Origin of the sequence: Sphingopyxis sp. YR583 (assembly GCF_900108295.1) — a bacterium.
GTDB lineage: Bacteria > Pseudomonadota > Alphaproteobacteria > Sphingomonadales > Sphingomonadaceae > Sphingopyxis.
Genome location: NZ_FNWK01000001.1, coordinates 2,376,332 through 2,395,114, shown reverse-complemented (window position 1 = coordinate 2,395,114; position 18,783 = coordinate 2,376,332). Strand labels below are relative to the sequence as shown.

22 protein-coding genes are annotated in these 18,783 nt (G+C 65.0%); 11 read left to right on the top strand and 11 right to left on the bottom strand.

The genetic code is table 11. From position 1 onward, the window contains the following. Position 1: 1 nt before the first annotated feature. The 3 genes from BLW56_RS11020 to BLW56_RS11010 are packed head-to-tail and all read right to left on the bottom strand — an operon-like array spanning position 2 to position 1,715. Complete coding sequence (locus tag BLW56_RS11020) at positions 2–586, bottom strand: CoA pyrophosphatase (protein WP_093510532.1); 585 nt, start codon at positions 584–586, stop codon at positions 2–4. Next, entirely contained in the window at positions 586–1,167 is a 582-nt protein-coding gene (locus BLW56_RS11015; RefSeq protein WP_093510531.1) for a DUF1285 domain-containing protein, read from the bottom strand. Before BLW56_RS11015 ends, BLW56_RS11020 begins: the two co-directional genes overlap by 1 nt. Positions 1,168–1,211: 44 nt before the next feature. Further along, positions 1,212–1,715: a GNAT family N-acetyltransferase gene (locus BLW56_RS11010; RefSeq protein WP_093510530.1), complete on the bottom strand. Its 504-nt coding sequence runs from the start codon at positions 1,713–1,715 to the stop codon at positions 1,212–1,214. A 90-nt stretch (positions 1,716–1,805) separates the two neighbouring features. Here BLW56_RS11010 and BLW56_RS11005 point away from each other — a divergent pair, with 90 nt between their 5' ends. Next, positions 1,806–2,177: a dihydroneopterin aldolase gene (locus tag BLW56_RS11005; protein ID WP_093510529.1), complete on the top strand. Its 372-nt coding sequence runs from the start codon at positions 1,806–1,808 to the stop codon at positions 2,175–2,177. Then, positions 2,174–2,935 (top strand): SDR family oxidoreductase, encoded by a 762-nt coding sequence (locus BLW56_RS11000; protein WP_093510528.1) that lies wholly within the window; start codon positions 2,174–2,176, stop codon positions 2,933–2,935. Before BLW56_RS11005 ends, BLW56_RS11000 begins: the two co-directional genes overlap by 4 nt. 1 nt (position 2,936) lies before the next feature. Here BLW56_RS11000 and BLW56_RS10995 read toward each other — a convergent pair whose 3' ends face one another. Continuing rightward, positions 2,937–4,370, bottom strand: a complete 1,434-nt coding sequence (locus BLW56_RS10995) for an NAD-dependent succinate-semialdehyde dehydrogenase (RefSeq protein WP_093510527.1) — start codon at positions 4,368–4,370, stop codon at positions 2,937–2,939. Between the two features lie 49 nt (positions 4,371–4,419). Next, positions 4,420–5,019 (bottom strand): TIGR02466 family protein, encoded by a 600-nt coding sequence (locus BLW56_RS10990; RefSeq protein ID WP_093510526.1) that lies wholly within the window; start codon positions 5,017–5,019, stop codon positions 4,420–4,422. Between the two features lie 46 nt (positions 5,020–5,065). Here BLW56_RS10990 and BLW56_RS10985 point away from each other — a divergent pair, with 46 nt between their 5' ends. The 3 genes from BLW56_RS10985 to BLW56_RS10975 are packed head-to-tail and all read left to right on the top strand — an operon-like array spanning position 5,066 to position 7,204. Further along, positions 5,066–5,986: an SMP-30/gluconolactonase/LRE family protein gene (locus BLW56_RS10985; protein ID WP_093510525.1), complete on the top strand. Its 921-nt coding sequence runs from the start codon at positions 5,066–5,068 to the stop codon at positions 5,984–5,986. Between the two features lie 26 nt (positions 5,987–6,012). Further along, a complete protein-coding gene (locus tag BLW56_RS10980) occupies positions 6,013–6,477 on the top strand; it encodes a GlcG/HbpS family heme-binding protein (protein WP_093510524.1) in 465 nt (154 codons plus the stop codon). A 37-nt stretch (positions 6,478–6,514) separates the two neighbouring features. Continuing rightward, positions 6,515–7,204: a VIT1/CCC1 transporter family protein gene (locus BLW56_RS10975; RefSeq protein WP_093510523.1), complete on the top strand. Its 690-nt coding sequence runs from the start codon at positions 6,515–6,517 to the stop codon at positions 7,202–7,204. Here BLW56_RS10975 and BLW56_RS10970 read toward each other — a convergent pair. Beyond that, a complete protein-coding gene (locus BLW56_RS10970) occupies positions 7,201–7,584 on the bottom strand; it encodes a DUF488 domain-containing protein (protein WP_093510522.1) in 384 nt (127 codons plus the stop codon). The genes BLW56_RS10975 and BLW56_RS10970 overlap by 4 nt on opposite strands. Positions 7,585–7,641: 57 nt before the next feature. On the opposite strand from BLW56_RS10970, the gene BLW56_RS10965 reads away from it, so the two are divergent. The 3 genes from BLW56_RS10965 to BLW56_RS10955 are packed head-to-tail and all read left to right on the top strand — an operon-like array spanning position 7,642 to position 9,875. After that, on the top strand, positions 7,642–8,748 hold the full coding sequence (locus BLW56_RS10965) for a DUF2855 family protein (RefSeq protein WP_093510521.1): 1,107 nt from the start codon (positions 7,642–7,644) through the stop codon (positions 8,746–8,748). A gap of 46 nt (positions 8,749–8,794) precedes the next feature. Beyond that, positions 8,795–9,199 (top strand): hypothetical protein, encoded by a 405-nt coding sequence (locus BLW56_RS10960; RefSeq protein WP_093510520.1) that lies wholly within the window; start codon positions 8,795–8,797, stop codon positions 9,197–9,199. 16 nt (positions 9,200–9,215) lie between these two features. Continuing rightward, positions 9,216–9,875 carry an HAD-IA family hydrolase gene (locus BLW56_RS10955; RefSeq protein ID WP_093510519.1) on the top strand — a complete coding sequence of 220 codons (660 nt, stop codon included), beginning with the start codon at positions 9,216–9,218 and terminating at the stop codon, positions 9,873–9,875. A gap of 64 nt (positions 9,876–9,939) precedes the next feature. Here BLW56_RS10955 and BLW56_RS10950 read toward each other — a convergent pair whose 3' ends face one another. Continuing rightward, positions 9,940–11,160 (bottom strand): polyhydroxyalkanoate depolymerase, encoded by a 1,221-nt coding sequence (locus BLW56_RS10950; RefSeq protein ID WP_093510518.1) that lies wholly within the window; start codon positions 11,158–11,160, stop codon positions 9,940–9,942. 276 nt (positions 11,161–11,436) lie between these two features. Here BLW56_RS10950 and BLW56_RS10945 point away from each other — a divergent pair, with 276 nt between their 5' ends. The 3 genes from BLW56_RS10945 to BLW56_RS10935 all read left to right on the top strand — a co-directional run bounded on the left by BLW56_RS10945 (position 11,437) and on the right by BLW56_RS10935 (position 14,179). Then, complete coding sequence (locus tag BLW56_RS10945; RefSeq protein ID WP_062176477.1) at positions 11,437–11,694, top strand: YjhX family toxin; 258 nt, start codon at positions 11,437–11,439, stop codon at positions 11,692–11,694. A gap of 119 nt (positions 11,695–11,813) precedes the next feature. After that, complete coding sequence (locus BLW56_RS10940) at positions 11,814–13,613, top strand: ABC transporter transmembrane domain-containing protein (RefSeq protein WP_093510517.1); 1,800 nt, start codon at positions 11,814–11,816, stop codon at positions 13,611–13,613. 29 nt (positions 13,614–13,642) lie between these two features. Continuing rightward, positions 13,643–14,179 (top strand): DUF1993 domain-containing protein, encoded by a 537-nt coding sequence (locus BLW56_RS10935; protein ID WP_093510920.1) that lies wholly within the window; start codon positions 13,643–13,645, stop codon positions 14,177–14,179. A 22-nt stretch (positions 14,180–14,201) separates the two neighbouring features. On the opposite strand, the gene BLW56_RS10930 is transcribed toward BLW56_RS10935, so the two are convergent. The 4 genes from BLW56_RS10930 to BLW56_RS10915 form a co-directional block, all read right to left on the bottom strand. Beyond that, a complete protein-coding gene (locus BLW56_RS10930; RefSeq protein WP_093510516.1) occupies positions 14,202–14,642 on the bottom strand; it encodes an ExbD/TolR family protein in 441 nt (146 codons plus the stop codon). Between the two features lie 232 nt (positions 14,643–14,874). Next, on the bottom strand, positions 14,875–15,993 hold the full coding sequence (locus BLW56_RS10925) for an OmpA family protein (RefSeq protein WP_093510515.1): 1,119 nt from the start codon (positions 15,991–15,993) through the stop codon (positions 14,875–14,877). Positions 15,994–16,123: 130 nt separating this feature from the next. After that, the gene (locus BLW56_RS10920; protein WP_093510514.1) at positions 16,124–16,573 is read right to left on the bottom strand and encodes a DUF2793 domain-containing protein; all 450 of its coding nucleotides are present in this window, start codon (positions 16,571–16,573) and stop codon (positions 16,124–16,126) included. A gap of 11 nt (positions 16,574–16,584) precedes the next feature. Next, the gene (locus BLW56_RS10915) at positions 16,585–18,762 is read right to left on the bottom strand and encodes a phage tail protein (RefSeq protein ID WP_093510513.1); all 2,178 of its coding nucleotides are present in this window, start codon (positions 18,760–18,762) and stop codon (positions 16,585–16,587) included. Positions 18,763–18,783 lie beyond the last annotated feature (21 nt).

Here is an 18,783-nt window from a genome sequence, read left to right as displayed (position 1 = left end):
GTCACCGGTGCCACCCTGCGGGCAAGCGCCGCGCCAGATTGATGATGATTCCCGCCGTCACGCCCCAGATCCGCCGTCCCTGCCAGTCCATGTCGTAATAATGGCGGTCGTGTCCCTGCCAGTTCGCATGCTGGCGCGCATAATTGTCGGGATCGAACAGGATGTCGAGCGGCACCTCGAACCAATCCTCGACCTCGTCGGGATTGGGGTCGAGCGGAAGGTCCGGAGGGATGACGCCAAGCACCGGGGTGATCAGATAGCCGCTGCCCGACCGATAGGCTTCGGTCGCACCCGCGACCATGACGTCGCGGCGGTGGAGCCCGATCTCCTCCTCGGCCTCGCGGAGCGCGGCGTCGATCGCGTCGCGATCGCCCGGGTCGATCTTGCCGCCCGGGAAGGCGACCTGTCCTGCATGGCTGCGCAGCCATTGCGGTCGCTGGGTCAGGATGACGCCGGGGTCGGGGCGATCGGTGAACGCGATCAGCACCGCGGCGTCGCGCAGCGTCGGCATACCGAGATAGCTCTCGTCCTCGCCCGCATCGGGCAGCAGATTGTCGAGCGCCACGCGCAGCTTTTCGGAGAGCATCAGGCGTCGACCAATGGAAAGCGCGCGCCGTTCGACCATATCGCTGGCGGATCGCCCTCGGCCAGCGCGATTTCGACGATCTCGTAATAGAGCGCACGGTCGATGCGGGCTTCCAGCCCATTGCCGATCGTGCCGCGGACGTGGAGCCGCGGATCGGGGCTGTCGGGATCGCGGCCAAAGCTCAGCACATGGTCGGGCCCGGCCATGACCAGATCGTCGGTATCGAGGCGAAAGACGAGCTTGCGCGTGCGACCCTCACCTTCGCTCTTCATCTCGACGGCCCGGAAGGGCGTATCCTCGACCGCGATGCGGAGCTTCTCGGCAGGAGTGACGAGCACATGGCTGCCGTCGGGTTCGCGGCGAAGAATTGTCGAGAAGAGCTTTACCATCGCGTGGCGGTTGATCCGGCCGCCTTCGTGATACCAGCTACCGTCAGCGCGGATTTCCATCGCGCTGTCGCCCTCGCGCTCGGGGTGCCACCGATCGACGGGGGGCAGTTTGCGCGCAGCGAGCAGTTCGGCCGCCTCGGTCAGCGAAAGCTGCGAGAAGTCCTTGGGAAGCGAGGGAGCCGGAGTGACCATCCACCCGACATAGGCGGAAGGGCGGCGGGCGCAACCCCGCGGGATCAGCGCGGGCCGATCATCCCGGCTCCGCGAGGCAGATCGTGGCCGTTGACCGCCCGCGCGAGCAGGCGCCGTCGCTCGAACGGCCCCGGCAAATCCCATTCAGCCGTCGCATCGGCGTCGAAACCGAAGAAGCGACCATAATATTCGGGGTCGCCGATCATCATCAACGCGCTGTCGGCGCGGGCCTCCGCGGCGTCCAGCATATGCGCCATCAACGCGCGGCCATGCCCGCCGCGCTGGACGTCGGGACGCACTGCCACGGGGCCGACCATCACCAGAGGCGTCGCGGTGCCGTCGCCCGCACGATGCGCGACGGGCCAGCACTGGATCGTCCCGATCAGCGCGCCGTCCTCGACCGCAGCGAAGCTCAGTGCCGGAACCGCATCCATGCCGTCGCGGATGCGGTAGGCGGTTCGTCCAAAGCGATCCGCTCCGAAAGCAGCATCGAGGAGATTCTCGACCGCCTGCGGCTCGATATCGGACAATGGAAGTAACTCGACCAACGCGTACCCTTTCGCTAATGCGGCGGCGCTTTAGGGTCGCGGGTCGGCAATGGAAAGCCGAATATCGCGCTCGCTCGACAGGAAATTCTTGTGACCGATACATTGTGGCTGGAAGTGACCGGGCTGACCGCCCAAGTGCTGACCGGCATCTATTCTGAAGAAACGCACCTGCCGCAGCCGCTGCGCATCTCGGTGCGCGCGAAGCTGGCGATGGCGGATCATTATGAGCCGACGACGCCGCTCAGCCGCTCGAAAAATTATATGCACCTGAAATTCGCCGCGACCGAAGGCATCCCCAAGGATGTGCATTTCGTCCTGATCGAAAGCGTCGCCGACCATATCATCGACACGCTGTTCCTGCAGGACGAGAAGGTCGAGGAGGTCGAGGTGAAGATCGTCAAGCTCGCCATCGCCGAGGAAGGCGAAGAGATTGGCATCACGATGCGGCGGGTACGGGAATGACCCAAAAGCTCGCTCTCGTCACGGGCGGGCTCCACCGCGTCGGCGCCGCCATCTCGGCGCGGCTCGCGCGCGAGGGCTATGCGCTGGCGATCCACAAGCGCAGCCCGGGCGATGCCGACCCGGTGCTGGCGGACGCGCTCGCCGAGACTGGCGCGCTGAGTCACCGCTTTGCCGCCGACCTCGCCGATCCGGCCGCGGTCGACGCGCTGATCCCCGCAGTGATCGAAAAATTCGGTCGCGCCCCCGACCTGCTCGTCAACAATGCCGCGCTGTTCGCCGAGGGCGAATGGCCCGACCTGTCGGCCGCAACGCTCGCTGAAATGATGCAGGTCAATCACCATGCGCCGGTGGTGCTCGCAAAGGCGCTGGTTGCGGCGAGCGCGGGCCAGCGCCCCGCGATCGTCAATATCGTCGACCAGCGCGTCGCCCATCCGGTGCCCGACCAAATCGCCTACAGCCTGTCGAAATCGGCGCTGTGGCAGGCAACGGCGACGCTTGCGGTCGCCTTCGGGGGCCGCGCGCGCGTCAACGCCGTCGCGCCCGGGCTGACGATGGCGACCGACGATTATTCGGCGGCGCAGGTCGAGCGGCTGGCGACGCTGATGCCGCTGGGCGCGCTGCCGACGCCCGCGCAGATCGCCGACGCGGTCGTCTATCTGGCACGCGCCGAGGCGGTGACGGGGCAGACGATTTTCGTCGACGGCGGCGCACATCTCGCGCCGATGGCGCGCGACTTCGTGGCACTGGAGCGCGACTAGCTCAATAAATATGCACCGCCTTGGTGACGAGATAGCCGTCGAGCCCTTCGGGGCCGCTCTCGCTGCCGAAGCCCGATTCCTTGATCCCGCCGAACGGCATGTCGTTCGCCGAGATCACGAAGCTGTTGATGCCGACCATCCCGCTTTCGATCCCGTCGGCGACGCGATTGATGCGGCGGCCATTCTCGGTAAAGGCGAAGGCGGCGAGGCCATAGGGCAGCCGGTTCGCCTGTTCGAGCGCCTCTTCCTCGGTGCCGAACGGGCGGATCAGCGCCATCGGACCAAAGGGTTCGTTGTTCATCGCGTCGGCGTCAAGCGGCACATCGGCGATCGCGGTCGGCTGGAAGAAATAGCCGTCGCCCGTCGCCTCGCCGCCCGCGATCACGCGCGCCCCCTTTGCAGTCGCGTCGGCAACCAGCGCTTCGAGCGCCGGGATACGGCGCGCATTGGCGAGCGGGCCCATCTGCGTATCGGCGTCGAGCCCGCTGCCGATCTTCACCTTCTTCGTGCGCTCGGCAAAGCCCTTCACAAACGCGTCGTAGATCCCCTCCTGCACATAAAAGCGTGTCGGCGACACGCAGACCTGGCCGGCGTTGCGGAACTTCTGCATCACAACGCGGTCGAGCGTCGCTTCGAGGTCACAATCGTCGAAGATCAGCACCGGCGCGTGACCGCCAAGCTCCATCGTGATCCGCTGCACGCGGTCGGCGGCGAGTTTCATCAGATGCTTGCCGACCGCGGTCGAACCGGTGAAGCTGACCTTGCGGATCACCTCGCTGCCGAGCAAGTGGCGGCTGATCATGTCGGGGTTGCCGTAGACAAGCTGGACGACGTCACCCGGAATGCCCGCATCGGCGAGGCAGCGCATGATCGCGCTGGTGCAGCCGGGCGTTTCCTCGGGCGCCTTGGCGATCACGACGCAGCCCGCGGCGAGCGCGGGCGCGATCTTCTTGACCATCAGATTGACCGGAAAGTTCCACGGGCTGAACGCCGCAACCGGACCCACCGGCTGGCGAAGCACCATTGCGCGCTGGCCCGCCGGACGCGGCGCGACGCGGCCAGAGATGCGCTTTCCTTCTTCGGCGAAATATTCGAGCAGCGACGAGGCCGACAGCACCTCGCCGCGCGCCTCGGCGATCGGCTTGCCCTGTTCGAGCGTCAGCAGCGTCGCGATATGGTCGGCGCGCTCGCGGATGATCCCCGCGGCCTTGCGCATCAGCACGGCGCGCTCGTCGGGCGTTTTCGCACGCCACACCGGCCAGCCGCGTGCAGCGGCGGCGAGCGCCTCGTCGAGGTCGGCCGCGGTTGCAACCGGCAATTCGGCGATCGTGCCCGCTGTTGCCGGATTATAGACCGGCCGCGCCTCGCGTCCCTCGCCGCTTCGCCAGGCACCATTGATAAAGAGCTGGAGGTCGGCGTCGTAGGTCGCGGTCATAGTAGATCCTTGGTCGAGGAAATGGGGGATGGCGGCGATATAGGATGTCTCAGCGATAGTTAAAGCTGATGCTGATCCGTTCGCCCTTGCCCGAATGCGGCATGACCTCGTGACGCAGCCAACTTTCCCATAGGAAGACGCGGCCTGCCGCGGGCTCGGCATAGACGAAGGGCAAAAGATACTCGGGCGCCTCGTCGGTGCGTCCCGGCGCCGCCATCAGCATCGCAAGCCGCGGATCCTCCAGCTTGAGCGCACCCGACCCCGGAGGGACGGCGACATAGAAAGTGCCCGACACGATGCTGTGCGGGTGGATATGGCCGCTGTGCGTGCCGCCGGGTTTCAATATATTGACCCACAGGCTGTCGAGCTTGAGCGGCTTCGCAAGATCGAAGTGGCACGCCTTGGCAAAGGCCTTCACTTCCTTGTCGAGCAGGCGTTTCAAATCGTGGAACGCGGGGTCGCGCTCGGGCAGATCACCAAGCGAAGCATAGCTCGTATAGCCCTTATAGCCATGATCGCGGCTCCAGCGTCGTCCCGCGCCATCCTCCTCGGCAAACAGGCGGCTGCTTTCCTCCAGCTCCTCGAGCAGGTCGGGCGTGCCGATATCGGACTCGTAAAAATTGGTGGCGAAGAGCGTGCGAACGGGCATGATGCGCGCAAAGCACAGCCAATGTGCAAGAGCAAGGGAGACGAGGATGGCCGAGTTTGAACTGATCGCCGACGGATTGCGCTTTCCCGAGGCACCGGTGGTGATGGACGACGGCAGCGTCATCGTCGTCGAGATCGAGGCAAAGCGCATCACGCGCTGCTGGCCGGGCGGACGGAAAGAGGTGATCGCGACCCCCGGCGGCGGCCCCAATGGCCTTGCAATCGGCCCCGACGGCAAGCTTTACTGCTGCAACAACGGCGGGTTCAACTATGTCGAATCGAACGGCTATCTGGCGCCGCACGGCATCGCCGACGATTATTCGGGCGGGCGGATCGAGCGCATCGATATCGACACCGGCGAAGTCGAGATATTGTACAAATCGGGCGACAATGGCGTCACGCTGCGCGGCCCGAACGACATCATGTTCGACGCGCATGGCGGCTTCTGGTTCACCGATCATGGCAAGGTCGATTATGAAAAGCGCTGCCACGACATCGTCGGCATCTTCTATGCCAAGGCCGACGGCAGCTTTATCGAGGAAGTCATTTTTCCGTCGAACAATCCCAACGGTGTAGGACTCTCGCCTGACGGCAACACACTTTATGCCGCCGAAACATACACTTGCCGCCTGATGAAGTTCAACATCACGGCACCCGGCAAGGTCGACGACGCCGCGGGCCCCGGCGGCCCCGGCATCCCGCTCTATCGCCCCGCGGGTTATAAATTCTTCGACAGCCTCGCGATGGAGGCGAATGGCAATATCTGCGTCGCGACGATCGGCGAGTGCGGCATTTCGGTCGTCGGCCCCGACGGGTCGCTCGTCGAATTTTTCGCGACCGACGACATCTTCACCACCAACATCGCCTTCGGCGGGCCCGACCGGCAGGATGCCTATATCACCCTGTCGGGGACGGGCCGGCTCGTGAAGACGCGCTGGGCCAGGCCGGGGCTGCAACTGCAGTACTGACCCCGCGCCCCATTGGGGAGGCGAGGATGAGAATGATCTGGGTGGCGGCGCTGCTGATCGCGGCGCCAGCCCATGCGCAGGGACTGAATGCCGAACAGGCCGATGCGATCGTCAAGGGCTGCGCCGCGCATGCGCGTGCCAAGGGACAGGGCCATGCGATCGCGGTCGTCGACCTCGGCGGCCATCCGGTCGCGATGTGGCGGATGGACGGCAATGCGTTCGGCATGATGGACTTCTCGCTCGAAAAGGCGCGCGCGGTCGCTGCCTGGGGTTTCCCGACGAGCGGAATGGAGGAGGCAGCGAAGGGCACCCCGGGATTCGCCGACGCGCCGCATGTCGTCACGGTGCTGGGCGGCGTACCCGTTTTCAGCGCCGACGGCCGCACCCGGCTCGGCGGCGTCGGAGCGTCGGGCGAAGCGCCAGCCGACGATGCCGCTTGCGCCGCCGCCGGGATCGCGGCAGCAGGACTGAAGTCGGAGCGCGCCCGCTGACCCTCGTGGCGCGCTCTCCGCAACAGGGAGCGCCGCGATGCATGAGGAAACCCACGCCGTCACGCGGATCGGCTGGCTGCGCGCCGCGATCCTCGGCGCCAACGACGGCATCGTCTCGACCGCCAGCCTGATTGCGGGGGTCGCAGCCGCTGGCGTGTCGCAATCCTCGATTCTCGTCACAGGCACCGCGGGCCTCGTTGCTGGCGCGATGTCGATGGCGGCTGGCGAATATGTGTCGGTAAGTTCGCAAGGCGACGCCGAAAAAGCCGACGTCGAGCTGGAGAAGCGCCATCTCGCGGCCGACCCCGAATATGAGCTCGAGGAGCTGACCCAAATCTATCAGGAGCGCGGGCTCGATCGCACCCTCGCCGAACAGGTCGCGGTGCAACTCACCGCGCACAATGCGCTCGACACCCATTTGCGCGACGAGCTGGGCATGACCGACGCGATGGCCGCGCGGCCGGTGCAGGCGGCGGCGGCTTCGGCGGCAAGTTTTGCGATCGGCGCTGCGTTGCCCCTCGCAACCGTCTTCGTCGATCAGGGCACGTCATTGCCATGGACCGTGTCGGCGGCGTCGCTCGTCTTCCTCGCGATCCTCGGCGCGCTCGGAGCCAAAGCGGGCAATGCGCCGATGCTGCGCCCGGTAGTCCGCGTCACTTTCTGGGGCGCGATGGCGATGGCGGCAACGATCGCGATCGGATCGCTGCTCGGGACGACGGTGGGTTAGCGCCGCTCCAGCCACTCTCGAAGCGCGACGGCATTGTTCCGCTCCTCGCTCTTCGCGGCATAGAGCAAGGTCACCGGGCCCGCCTGCGCCGCCGCGTCGAGTGTAAAGAGCGCAGCCTTCACCTCCTCGCCGCCCGCATCGAGTTCTGCGAAATAGTCGCGCCGGAACGCATCCCACGCCTCGTCCGAATCGGCGGTCTCGCCGTGGAATTGCTTGCGTAGCCTGTCGCTCGGCGACAGCGGCTTGAGCCACGCCGCCAGCGCCGCCTTTTCCTTCGACACACCGCGCGGCCACAGCCGATCGACGAGGAAGCGCGTGCCGTCACCGGGACCGGCCGGTTCGTGAATGCGTTTGACCGCGATTGTCAGGGACGATGCCATCTGTATGACTATCGGTCATCCCGCAGCCGCGGGCAAGCCAATCGGAGGGGTCCGGACATGAGCAGAGCTGGCTGGGCGATCGACATCGATCGCGACGATATCACGCAGGCAAATTTGGTCGATGATCCGGATGCGTCGCTCGCGCCGGGACAGGTGCGCGTGCATCTCGACAGCTATGCGATGACCGCAAACAACATCACCTACGCCGTGTTCGGCAAACCCGCCGGCCTGTTCGGAAACGACCAGGGCTATTGGGATTTCTTTGCCGAGCAGGGCGTGCCGGGCCGCCTGCCGGTGTGGGGCTTCGCGACAGTGACCGAAAGCAATGCAGACGGTGTCGCGGTCGGCGACCGCTTCTACGGCTATTATCCGATGGCGGAGACCGCCGTGCTCACCGTCGGCAAGGCGGGGGCCGGCGGCTTCACCGATGTGACGGCGCGGCGAACCACCCTTCCCCCCATTTACAATAATTATCAGCGGATCGAGGCGCTGCCCGATTATCGCGCCGCCGACCATGATTATTGGCCCGTCTTTCGTCCACTCTTCCTCACCGGCTGGCTGATCGCCGACCAGTTCGAGGATGAGGGCGATTATGGCGCCGACCAGATCCTGATCGCGAGCGCATCGAGCAAGACCGCGATCGGGCTCGGCTTTTCGCTCGCGCAGCGCAAAGGCCACCGCCCCGAAACGATCGGCCTGACCAGCAAGGCGAATGTCGCCGACCTCGACGCGCAGCGCATCTACGACCGCGTCATCGCCTATGACGATATCCTGACGCTCAATCCCGGCACCGCGTCGGCGCTTGTCGACATGGCGGGCAATGGCGCGGTGACGCGCGCGGTGCACAGCCATTTCGGAAACAGTCTCAAGGCCTCGATCATCGTCGGCAAGTCGCACTGGGACGCCGACGCTGGACAGGCCGCACTCCCCGGCCCCGAACGACAGGGCTTTTTCGCGCCCGGCCGCAGCCAGAAGCGTATCGCCGACTGGGGCGGCCCAGCGTTCGGGCAGAAGATCGCCCAGGCGTGGCTCGCTTTCATGGACGTTGCGCCGCGGCTGACTTCGGTCGATAAACGCAGCGGCGGCGATGCGGCGCTCGCTGCCTATCGGGAGATGCTCTCGGGACAGGCCGACCCCAAAAAGGGGATCGTCGTCGTTCCATGAGGGTCGCATGAGCAGTCCCTTTCCCCGCCGCACGAAAGGATGGACCATGCTTCGCACCCTCGTCTTCGCTGCCTCGCTCGCGCTCCTGCTCCCGGCGGGAGCGGCGCTGGCCGAAACGCCCAAGGCCGCACCCGCGCACAAACCCGACCTCGCCGACCGCGTCGCGGGCACCTATAAGGGCGACATCATCTCCGACGCGCGCGGCTCGTCGAAAAGCGGCGTGACGATCACCGTCACGCGCACAGGGCCGAACAAGGTCGAGATCAAGTCAAGCCACGCGCGCATCCCGACCGTCACCATCCCGCTCGAAAAGGCGATGGACGCGATCCTCGCCGCGAGTGGACCTTCGGTGTTCCTGCTCGACACGGTGCGCTCGCCCGACAAGCTCGATCTGACGATCGACGACGCGAGCTGGTCGGGTAACCGCGTTGCAACGCCGGTAAAGAAATAAGGATTGCCTCTCTCATATGACTTACACGACCGTTATTTTCGACTTCGGCGGCGTCATCACCGCGTCGCCTTTCGAAGCCTTCAATCGTCTTGAGGACGAACGCGGCCTGCCGCGCGATTTCGTCCGCCGCGTCAACGCGGCCAACCCCGACGGCAATGCCTGGGCGAAGTTCGAGCGCGCCGAGATCGACGCCGCGGCCTTCGACACCTTGTTCGCCGAAGAGGCGCGCGCGCTGGGACATGAACTGGAAGGCGAAGCCGTGCTTGCGGTGATCGCAGGCGCCGTGCGGCCGGCGATGGTCGCGACGCTTGATACGTTGAAGGCGCGCGGCTTCACCATCGCATGCATCACGAACAATGTACCGGGCGGCAAGATGGGTATCCGCGGCGCAGGGATGACGCGCAGCGAAGAGGCGGCGATCGAGGTCGCCGATATCATGGCGCGCTTTGCGCATGTGATCGAATCGAGCAAGGCGGGCGTACGCAAGCCCGATCCGCGGATTTACGAAATGATGTGCGAAAAACTCGGCGTCGTGCCCGCCGAATGCATCTATCTCGACGACCTCGGCATCAACTGCAAACCCGCGGCGCAGCTCGGCATGCACGCAATAAAGGTGACAAGCGGAGAACAGGCGCTTGCCGATCTGTCGGCAGCATTGGGAATGGAATTGCCCTGACGATCGGCCTTACATCGCACCCCGGTGACAGTTTGGGGTGGCGAAGTACGGCCGCTCTCGGCTGTCACCCGCCGTTGCTACGGATCCATTTCTCGACGACGGGAGCGATCTCCTCGCGCCATTTGCGGCCGTTGAAGATGCCATAATGACCGACGCTCTTCGCCATCAGATATTTCTTCTTTTCGGCGGGGAGCGCCTTCGCGATCGTCAACGCCGCCTTGGTCTGGCCGATCCCTGAAATATCGTCGCGCTCGCCCTCGATCGCGAGGATCGCGATATCCTCGATCGCGCCGACATCGACCGGCTGCCCGCGATGCATCATCTCGCCCTTTGGCAACAGGTGGCGCTGGAAGACGATATCGACCGTCTGGAGGTAGAATTCGGCGGTCATGTCGCACACCGCGCGATATTCGTCATAGAATTCCTTGGTCTTGTCCGCGCTCTCGCCGTCGCCGTCGACCAGATGTTTGAACATCTCCCAATGGCTCATCATGTGATTGCCAAGGTTCATCGACATAAAGCCCGCGAGTTGCAGGAAACCCGGATAGACGCGGCGTCCGGCGCCCGCATACCAGGCGGGCACGGTCGCTATCACATTTTCCTGGAACCAGGCATAGGGCCGCGTCGTCGCATGTTCGTTGACTGCCGTCGGCGCCTTGCGCGTGTCGATCGGCCCGCCCATCATCGTCAGCGTCTTTGGCCGGCACGCATGCTTGTTTGCCGCCATGATGGCAGCCGCGGCGAGGCTCGGCACCGACGGCTGGCAGACCGCCAGCATATGCGCACCCGGCCCGATATGCTCGAGCCATGAAATCAGGTAATCGACATAATCGTCGAGGTCGAACTTGCCCGCCTCCAGCGGCACGTTGCGCGCGTCGCGCCAGTCGGTGATCCACACGTCGTGGCCGGGCAGCATGCGCTCGACAGTGCCGCGCAGCAGCGTCGCATAATGGCCCGACATCGGCGCAACGATCAGCAGCTTGGGTGCGTCTTTCGATCCCTTGTGCTTGAAATGCTTGAGCTGGCCGAAGGGCTTGCGCGCCTCGATCGCCTCGGCGACGCGCACCGTCTCGCCATTCACGACAGTCTCGTACAGCTCGAAACCCGGTTTGCCGCGCGGAGCGGCGGCATGCGCGAACACTTCGAGCGCCGAGGCGAACATCGGGCTGCCGCTGAAATAGCCGAGCGGATTCGCCGGGTGCTGCATCGCCTGCGCCCCCGCCGTCGCGAGCGCACTCGCCCCGGCAAGCCAGTTTTTCTGCATGTCAAACGCGTGATAAAGCATGTTCAGATCGTTCCTTGCGTGACCCCGGCGGCGCTCTTCGGCGCCTGCGCGTTGGTTAGCAGTCTAGGGGCTCGATCTCATTGTGCAATGCATCAAAATCATTGCGGGGCGTGCCGAATGCGAATATTTGGCGTGAAGCGGCGCAAGGTGCGCCGATGGAGTGACTATGTCTGAGATTGCGGGCAACCGCTAACATCCCGGCGAAAACGGGATGTGCGCTGCGTGCCGACCCCCGGTCGGTGCGCTGTTGTTGCATGCAAAATCCGGACATATCCCATGAACATCTCGAAAGCGGAGCAGCGTATGCTCCATGTGCTGGCGCAAGGCGGCATGATCCGTCATCGCCGCGACGAAAGCGGCCATATCATCGAGGCGCTGTGCTTCACCCGTGACGGGCATGTGCTCGCCAATACCGGCCTGTCGCTGTTCAGCCGCCTGCGGCGGCGCGGCTTCATCGGGTCGCAGGGCGGCGCGCCGTACCGCATCACGCAGGCGGGACTGCGCGCCGTGCGCGCGCAGCTCGATAACCGCTGACAAAGGGGGAGCGCGGCGGCGGCCGCCGCGCTCCCTTACAGCGCTGCTTCAAAGCGCTTGAAGCAGGGGCGCATTCTGCGTCGTTGAGCGCGGCCACGCGCGCTGCTAGGGCCGATGCGATGGCCAGCCAACCCGATCTGTCCGCTGAAAAAGCGACCGCCGAACCCCGCCGCAAACTCGGCAGCCTGCGCATGGTGTGGCACTACGCCAGCCGCTATCCGCTCCAGCTGGTCATCGCGGCGATCGCGCTCGGGATCGCTGCCCTCGCGACGCTCGCCATTCCCTATCAATTCAAGGAAATGATCGACAGCGGCTTCATCGCCGGCGGAGGAAACGTCGCGCCGCATTTCCGGCTTTTCTACGCCATCTGCGTCGCGCTCGCGGTCGCGACCGCGCTTCGTTTCTATTTCGTGAGCTGGCTCGGCGAACGCACCGTCGCCGACATTCGGCAGGCGGTGCAGCAGAACCTGCTACGCCTCGCCCCCGGCTTTTTCGAGGAAAACCGCCCGTCCGAAATCGCCTCGCGCATGACGTCGGATACCGCGATCATCGAACAGGTCGTCGGCACCACCGTCTCGGTGGCGCTCCGCAACATGGTGATGGGCATCGGCGGCATCATCTATCTGTTCAGCCTTTCGCCCAAACTCACTGCGGGCATCTTGCTCGGTATCCCCGTCATCATCCTGCCGATCGTTCTCCTCGGCCGCCGGCTCCAGAAGGTCTCACGAACCAGCCAGGACCGCGTTGCCGACATCGGCGCGACTACCGCCGAGCAGATGGGGGCGATGAAGATCGTCCAGGCATTCGGTCAGGAAGCGCGCGAAGCCGATCGCTTCTCGATCGCGGTCGAAGCGAATTTCGCGACCGCCAAGCGTCGCATCCGCCTGCGCGCGATCATCACCGCGACGGTGATCGGCCTGCTGTTCGGCGCAATCACCACGTTGCTCTGGTACGGCGCCGAAGGTGTCGCCGCCGGCACGATCACCGGCGGCACGATCGCCGCTTTCGTTCTGACCGGGGGGCTCGTCGCAGGGGCATTCGGTGCACTCACCGAAGTCTATGGCGATCTGCTCCGCGCTGCGGGCGCTGCCGAGCGGCTGAGCGAACTGCTCAATGCCGAAGCCAGTATCGCGCCGCCCACGAACCCCAGCCGCTTTCCCGAACCGCCCGTCGGCACGCTCGAATTCGCAAATGTCGAATTCCACTATCCGACCCGGCCCGACGCACCGGCGCTCCATGATTTCAGTCTCGCGATCCGCCCGCGCGAAACCGTCGCGATCGTCGGTCCCTCGGGCGCCGGCAAGTCGACGCTCTTCCAGCTCGCCGAGCGTTTCTACGATCCGCAGCGCGGCCAGATCCTGCTCGACGGCGTGCCGCTGATCGACGCCGACCCTGCCGATATCCGCGCCCGTCTCGCGATGGTGCCCCAGGAAACCGTGATCTTCGCTGCCTCGGCGCGTGACAACCTGCGTTACGGCAATTGGACCGCAAGCGACGACGAGCTCTGGGAAGCTGCGCGCGCTGCCAATGCCGAGGAATTCCTGCGCAAGCTGCCGCAGGGGCTCGACACCTTCATGGGCGAAGGCGGCGCGCGGCTTTCGGGCGGCCAGCGCCAGCGCGTCGCGATCGCGCGCGCCCTCCTCCGCCGGGCACCGCTTCTTCTCCTCGACGAAGCGACCTCGGCGCTCGACGCCGAATCCGAAAAACTGGTGCAGGATGCACTCGAAACGCTGATGGCCGACCGCACGACGATCGTGATCGCGCACCGGCTCGCGACCGTGCGCGCAGCCGACCGCATCGTCGTCATGGACGACGGCCGCATCGTCGAAGAGGGCAAACATGACGAGCTCGTCGCCGCCGACGGCCTCTACGCCCGGCTTGCCCGGCTCCAGTTTCAGGACAAGCTCGCAGCCGCCTGAGATAATTGCAACCGACCGAAGGAATGACGATGCTCTACGATCTGACCGTACCGGCCTTTCAGAATGGCCTGAAGGCCCTGTCGGGAGAATTGGCGAAGGCGAGCGCATGGGGCGCCGCCAACGGCATCGGCGAATTGCAGTTCGCGGTGGCGCGGCTTGCCCCCGACATGTTCCCTCTCGCCTCGCAGGTCCGCTTTACCTGTATACAGGCACTGCAACCGCTCAACCGGCTCGGCGGCGTCGCGATCCCTGAGCTTTCCGAGGATGCGACCGACTTTGCCGGGATGCAGGATCAGATCGCCGCTACACTCGCTTTTCTCGATACCGTCGACCCCAGCTCGCTCGGGCAGGATGGCGACAGGCCAGTCAGCTTCGACCTGCCGAACGGCATGGTCTTCGACATGAGCGCATTCGACTATATCCGTGACTGGGCGGCGCCCCAGTTCGCATTCCACCGTGTCGCCGCCTATGCCGTCCTGCGCCATATGGGCGTGCCGCTCGGCAAGGCCGATTATGTCGGCTATATGATGCGTTATCTGCGGCCCGGAACGGCGCCCGCCGCCTGAAGGACAGCGAGCGCCAAAAAACTCAGATCAGACCGGAATAATTCTGAATTCCGGGAAAACCGAGCTTGGTTCCGCCATTGCGCCGAATTGCGCCGATGGCTTCATCGACACGAAGGTAACGCGCCCGTGCGTCGGGTTCGAGCAGGATAGCCGCCGGTTCCGACCGGTCGGCGGCCTCTTTGACCAGCATGCCCAGTTGAGCCAGGTCGACGGCCTCATTGTTCCAGCGGATCACGTCGGCCGTATCGATCGTCACGCGGTTTTCGTCGAGAACCTCGGCGTGCTCAGGCGGCTTTCCCGGCAGCGTCAAGTCGACACTGTGCGTCGGCGGCGGGATGGTGATGATGAACATCACCAGCATTACCAGCATAACGTCGATCAGCGGCGTCGTGTTGATATCGGGATCCCCATTGGGATCGGCGCGAAAAATGCTGCGATGGAACATGCTGCGGCGTTTGCGCATCGTCTCTCTCCCGCTCGGGGAAAGTGCGCCGCGAATGACGGGCGCCCACCCCCGCATCAAGGGCCGAACCATTCCGCGCCCCATACGTAATGGTATATCATAAAACTTCACGGGCAAGCAGAATATTGGCGCTGAAAAGCCACCGCCACACAAAGCACGCATAAAGAAAGGGCGGCACCTTTCGGTACCGCCCCTCTTTTCTTCCAGTCCCTGTCGGGAGCGGAAACCAGTCTTACATGCCCGAGTTCGGACCGTAAGTGATTTCCACGCGACGGTTCTGGTCGTTGCGGACGCCGTCGGCGGTCGCAACGGCCGGACGGGTTTCGCCGAACGCCTGCGCGCTGATCGAGCCATCCGAGATACCGCGAGCGGTGAGATAGCTGCGAACCGCGGTGTTGCGGCGTTCCGACAGGCCGACGTTGTACTTGGCCGAACCCGAACGGTCAGCGTGACCGGCGAGCATGACCTGCGTACCCGTGCAACCACGGTTGTAGGCGCTGATCGCGTTGTCGAGCGTCGAAGCCGCTTCCGGCGTGATGTTCGACTGATCCCAGTCGAAGTACACGATGTACGGTCCGGGTGCGCATTCCACGACCGGCGGCGGCGGCGGAGGCGGCGGGGGCGGCGGGGGCGGCGGGGGCGGGGGCGGCGGAGCCGGTTCCACCGGAGCCGGAGCGCCACCGAAGTTGAACGTCAGCGTGCCGAGGATCGAGTGCGAACGGAAGCGCGTCGAAACGTCGCGACCGAGCTGGTCGACCAGATCAAGGTTGTCGGCATTGAAGAAACGATACTTCAGGCCAACGTCGATCTTGTCGCTCAGCGGAGCGCGGACGCCCGCGATTGCCTGCCAGGCAAAGCCCGTGTCCGAATCGTCAAGGAAGTTACCGGCATAAACCGGCTCGACCGAAACGCGGGCAACACCGGCACCACCGCCGATAAAGCCCTGAAGGCCGTCGTCGTCACCGAAGTCGAGCAGGCCGTTGACCATGAAGCTCAGAGCGTTCGAATCGCCGGCGAGCGGAACCGAACCGGTTGCGAGGCCGCCGGTGCCGTTCACGGTCTGCGGGATGCCGGGAGCCGTGAAGCGGCCCGACTTGATGTCGGCTTCACGATAGCCGACTTCGACTTCCGCGCGGAAACCGCCGAAGTCATAACCGACGGTGCCTTCGAAATCATAACCCGCACGATGATCGAGCGTACCGGCATTGTTGAAGGTGCCGATATCGAGGTCCAGATCCTCGACGAGCATTGCGCCTGCACCAACACCAACATACCAGGAGTTGTCGCGCGCCAGAACGGGCGACGCCAGGGTGGTGGAGGCCAACGCCAGAGCGACGGCAAGCTTCCTCATAGTAATTCCCCTTTCAAATTGAGATATACGTCTCGGCAGACGTCCTACTCGCCGCTTTGGTTCCGTGCAAGCTAACAAATCGTCAATATGTTGCCAAAAAGTCGCACTTGTTATGCCAATGATCCCAAATTCAGCCTGAAATCAGAAGACCCTGCGCGGCGAGGTGGAGGATCAATGTGGAGATTACGCCACGCGCTTCGGAATCGACTATCACCCCGCCGGATGGCGCCCCCATAGTCGCCGGCGGCAGCCATGTTCCGCCATCGAACCGAAGCTGCGCGCCATCGGCCAGCCGTGTCGCTCTCATCCCTTCGCGGGGCGGTGCAAATCGCCATCCGCCCCCCGTATGAATTGCAATCCTGTTCCCCTGGCCTGCCCACGCGCCCGTCGCTGCCGTCCCGACGATCCAGCATTGCCCCTCGGTGGGATCTTCGGGTGGCGCATCAACCGGTCCGGCCTCGACGGCCGCATGGACCAGCGCGTCAAGCAGGGTCAGGGCCTCGTTATGCGTTATCTCTTTCTGCGCCTGTCCTGCCGCAAGTAACGGTAACGAGAAGCGGGGCGTCGTCGGATTCGTCATAATTCATCCTTTTACGTCAACGACAAAGACAAAGGCGGCGAAAGCGCGAAATCCCCCACCTGGCGAATATCGATCGCGCAACCGGGCGGCATCATCGCCAGCTCGTCGGCATTGATATGCAGGGTCGGGGATGGGCTTTGCCACGGACCGACGCCCGGGACGGATGGCGACAGCGCGATGCGCCACTCCTCGCGGCTTTCGCCGAGCGGCTGATCGACATGATCGCGCCACCCCGCATCCACGCGGCCGCGCCGGACCCAGCTGACGACAACGCCATCCGCACCATCTGCGCGGACCCGGCCGTGCGTGGGCGCTGGCGGTTGCAGCGCCCGACCGGAGGCGGGTACAGCGACTTCACTCAAAATTGTGCTGCCCCGCGGCGTCCACTGAAGAATTGCGCCACCCCCCTCCGCCAATCCCGCGATCGGCTCGGGCAACATCAATAGCGCCGGATCGTCGAGCAGGACAAAGGACGATCCCGCGAGATGCAGCATGTCGCATTCGGTTCCGGCGCGCCCGCGCAGCAATCGCGACAAGCGCCAACGCCCGGGTTCGACGATGTCGGCGACACCGAACTGCAGCAATTCTCCACCCACCATTGCCCGGTTCGCTCCGCCCAGCAGCGCCATATCGTCGACCGATTCCAGCACCATCGACGGATTGACCAGCTGGACCTCGACACTGTTGGAAAGGTCGAACAGATAATCGCTTCCCGGGCCCAGCGGCGCGGCAAGATGCCCCAGGGCGCTGACCGGTCGCACCGTGCCGACGGGGATCGGCTCGGCACCCGCCGATGCCACGAACCAACAATCCGCGCCGCGCCAGCCGTCGTTGCTGCCCGCCGCGGCAATCAACAGCCGCGGCGCCGACGCGGCCGGGCTCCCGATATTGGGAAGATCGAACAGGCAGACCGCCCCGATCGCATCGGGCCAGTCGGGCGCGCTCACCGGAATCCCGGGCGTTGCCGGAAGATCGGCCAACGGAAGCGGCTCGTGGCGCCTCAATTCCAGCAAGATTTCGTTCCCGCGCACGGCCCTGCCCGCCAGCCGCCAGCGGCTGCCATCGGCCATTTCGACGATATGCCCAACCGTGAGCGCAAGCGCCGCAAGGTCGGCGCGGCATATCAATGTTTCGCGCCCGTCTGCGGCGGCCGCCGCCAGCCGCTGCGCCAGCGCCCGCGCCGAAGCCGCGGGCAGCACGGCAGGCAAGTCGATCCGTTCCTCGCGAACGCCGCCGCCCGCCACCTGGCTCGTCTGCTGGCCAAGTTGATAATCGCGTCCGGGCTCATAATGCCGCAGCCGGATGCATCCGGGCAGCACCGACAAGGGCGCGCGACGATGCTCGATCCGCTCGTCTTGCGCATTACTCCGCCCGGCCTCGCAAAAATCGGCGAGCGCGAGCGGTTCGCCGACGGATGCCGACGGCGCCAGCGCCCAGTCGCCGGGCCCGTTCATCACACGAACGCCATCGACCTCGAACAGCGGCGCCAGCGCGTCGCGCAAGCGGTCGCCCGATGCCGCATAACCTGCAAAGCGCCATTCACCGTCGCATCGCGCGCTTTCGCCAGACAATATGTTACCGACCTGTCCGGCGTCGATGTCCCCGACATCGGCTTCGACCTCGAAGGTCAGCGACGGAATGCGGTTGCCGAACGCACCCAGCTCCAGCTCCTCGAACACCGCATAGGCACAGCCCCGAAACGCGCTCGCCGACGCGATGCCCAGCGCGGACGCGATCAGCGGATCGACCGGCTGATCCTCGCTTCCATTGTGCCAGCGAAAGGTGCAGCGCTCCTGAAATGTCCCGCTCGACCCGCGCAACAGATTGCCGTCCGCCCATATGCGCCCGATACCCCCGATCGGCCGCGACGACAGCGCGACCGCGATCGATACCGCATAGCTGTACTCGGTCGTCGACGGCCGCCCTTTCCCTCCGCCGCGCTTGTTTCGCCGTTCGATCAGGTCGGTCGCCCATATCACATTTCCCGCGACGCGCATCGTCCCGAACAATTGCGGAATCTGCTGACCATAGGTCGACGCCTGAACCTTCAGATCGGCCAGACGCGGCCCTTCGCGCCCCTTGGGCCTGAAAACCTGTGCGTCGACCTGCTGGCCCACCGCAGCACCGATCGCGGCGCCCACCGGGCCTCCGACAATCCCGCCGACCACCGTCAGCACCAGCGTTGCCATAATGCGCTCCCCGCAAATTGA

Coding starts and splice junctions, on each gene's coding strand:
- BLW56_RS10920 (WP_093510514.1), bottom strand. CDS start 16,573: ATGACGAATCCGACGACGCCCCGCTTCTCGTTACCGTTACTTGCGGCA.
- BLW56_RS10985 (WP_093510525.1), top strand. CDS start 5,066: ATGGCCGAGTTTGAACTGATCGCCGACGGATTGCGCTTTCCCGAGGCA.
- BLW56_RS10995 (WP_093510527.1), bottom strand. CDS start 4,370: ATGACCGCGACCTACGACGCCGACCTCCAGCTCTTTATCAATGGTGCC.
- BLW56_RS10925 (WP_093510515.1), bottom strand. CDS start 15,993: ATGAGGAAGCTTGCCGTCGCTCTGGCGTTGGCCTCCACCACCCTGGCG.
- BLW56_RS11000 (WP_093510528.1), top strand. CDS start 2,174: ATGACCCAAAAGCTCGCTCTCGTCACGGGCGGGCTCCACCGCGTCGGC.
- BLW56_RS10950 (WP_093510518.1), bottom strand. CDS start 11,160: ATGCTTTATCACGCGTTTGACATGCAGAAAAACTGGCTTGCCGGGGCG.
- BLW56_RS10965 (WP_093510521.1), top strand. CDS start 7,642: ATGAGCAGAGCTGGCTGGGCGATCGACATCGATCGCGACGATATCACG.
- BLW56_RS10915 (WP_093510513.1), bottom strand. CDS start 18,762: ATGGCAACGCTGGTGCTGACGGTGGTCGGCGGGATTGTCGGAGGCCCG.
- BLW56_RS10990 (WP_093510526.1), bottom strand. CDS start 5,019: ATGCCCGTTCGCACGCTCTTCGCCACCAATTTTTACGAGTCCGATATC.
- BLW56_RS10970 (WP_093510522.1), bottom strand. CDS start 7,584: ATGGCATCGTCCCTGACAATCGCGGTCAAACGCATTCACGAACCGGCC.
- BLW56_RS10945 (WP_062176477.1), top strand. CDS start 11,437: ATGAACATCTCGAAAGCGGAGCAGCGTATGCTCCATGTGCTGGCGCAA.
- BLW56_RS10975 (WP_093510523.1), top strand. CDS start 6,515: ATGCATGAGGAAACCCACGCCGTCACGCGGATCGGCTGGCTGCGCGCC.
- BLW56_RS11020 (WP_093510532.1), bottom strand. CDS start 586: ATGCTCTCCGAAAAGCTGCGCGTGGCGCTCGACAATCTGCTGCCCGAT.
- BLW56_RS10955 (WP_093510519.1), top strand. CDS start 9,216: ATGACTTACACGACCGTTATTTTCGACTTCGGCGGCGTCATCACCGCG.
- BLW56_RS10980 (WP_093510524.1), top strand. CDS start 6,013: ATGAGAATGATCTGGGTGGCGGCGCTGCTGATCGCGGCGCCAGCCCAT.
- BLW56_RS10940 (WP_093510517.1), top strand. CDS start 11,814: ATGGCCAGCCAACCCGATCTGTCCGCTGAAAAAGCGACCGCCGAACCC.
- BLW56_RS10960 (WP_093510520.1), top strand. CDS start 8,795: ATGCTTCGCACCCTCGTCTTCGCTGCCTCGCTCGCGCTCCTGCTCCCG.
- BLW56_RS11015 (WP_093510531.1), bottom strand. CDS start 1,167: ATGGTCACTCCGGCTCCCTCGCTTCCCAAGGACTTCTCGCAGCTTTCG.
- BLW56_RS10930 (WP_093510516.1), bottom strand. CDS start 14,642: ATGCGCAAACGCCGCAGCATGTTCCATCGCAGCATTTTTCGCGCCGAT.
- BLW56_RS10935 (WP_093510920.1), top strand. CDS start 13,643: ATGCTCTACGATCTGACCGTACCGGCCTTTCAGAATGGCCTGAAGGCC.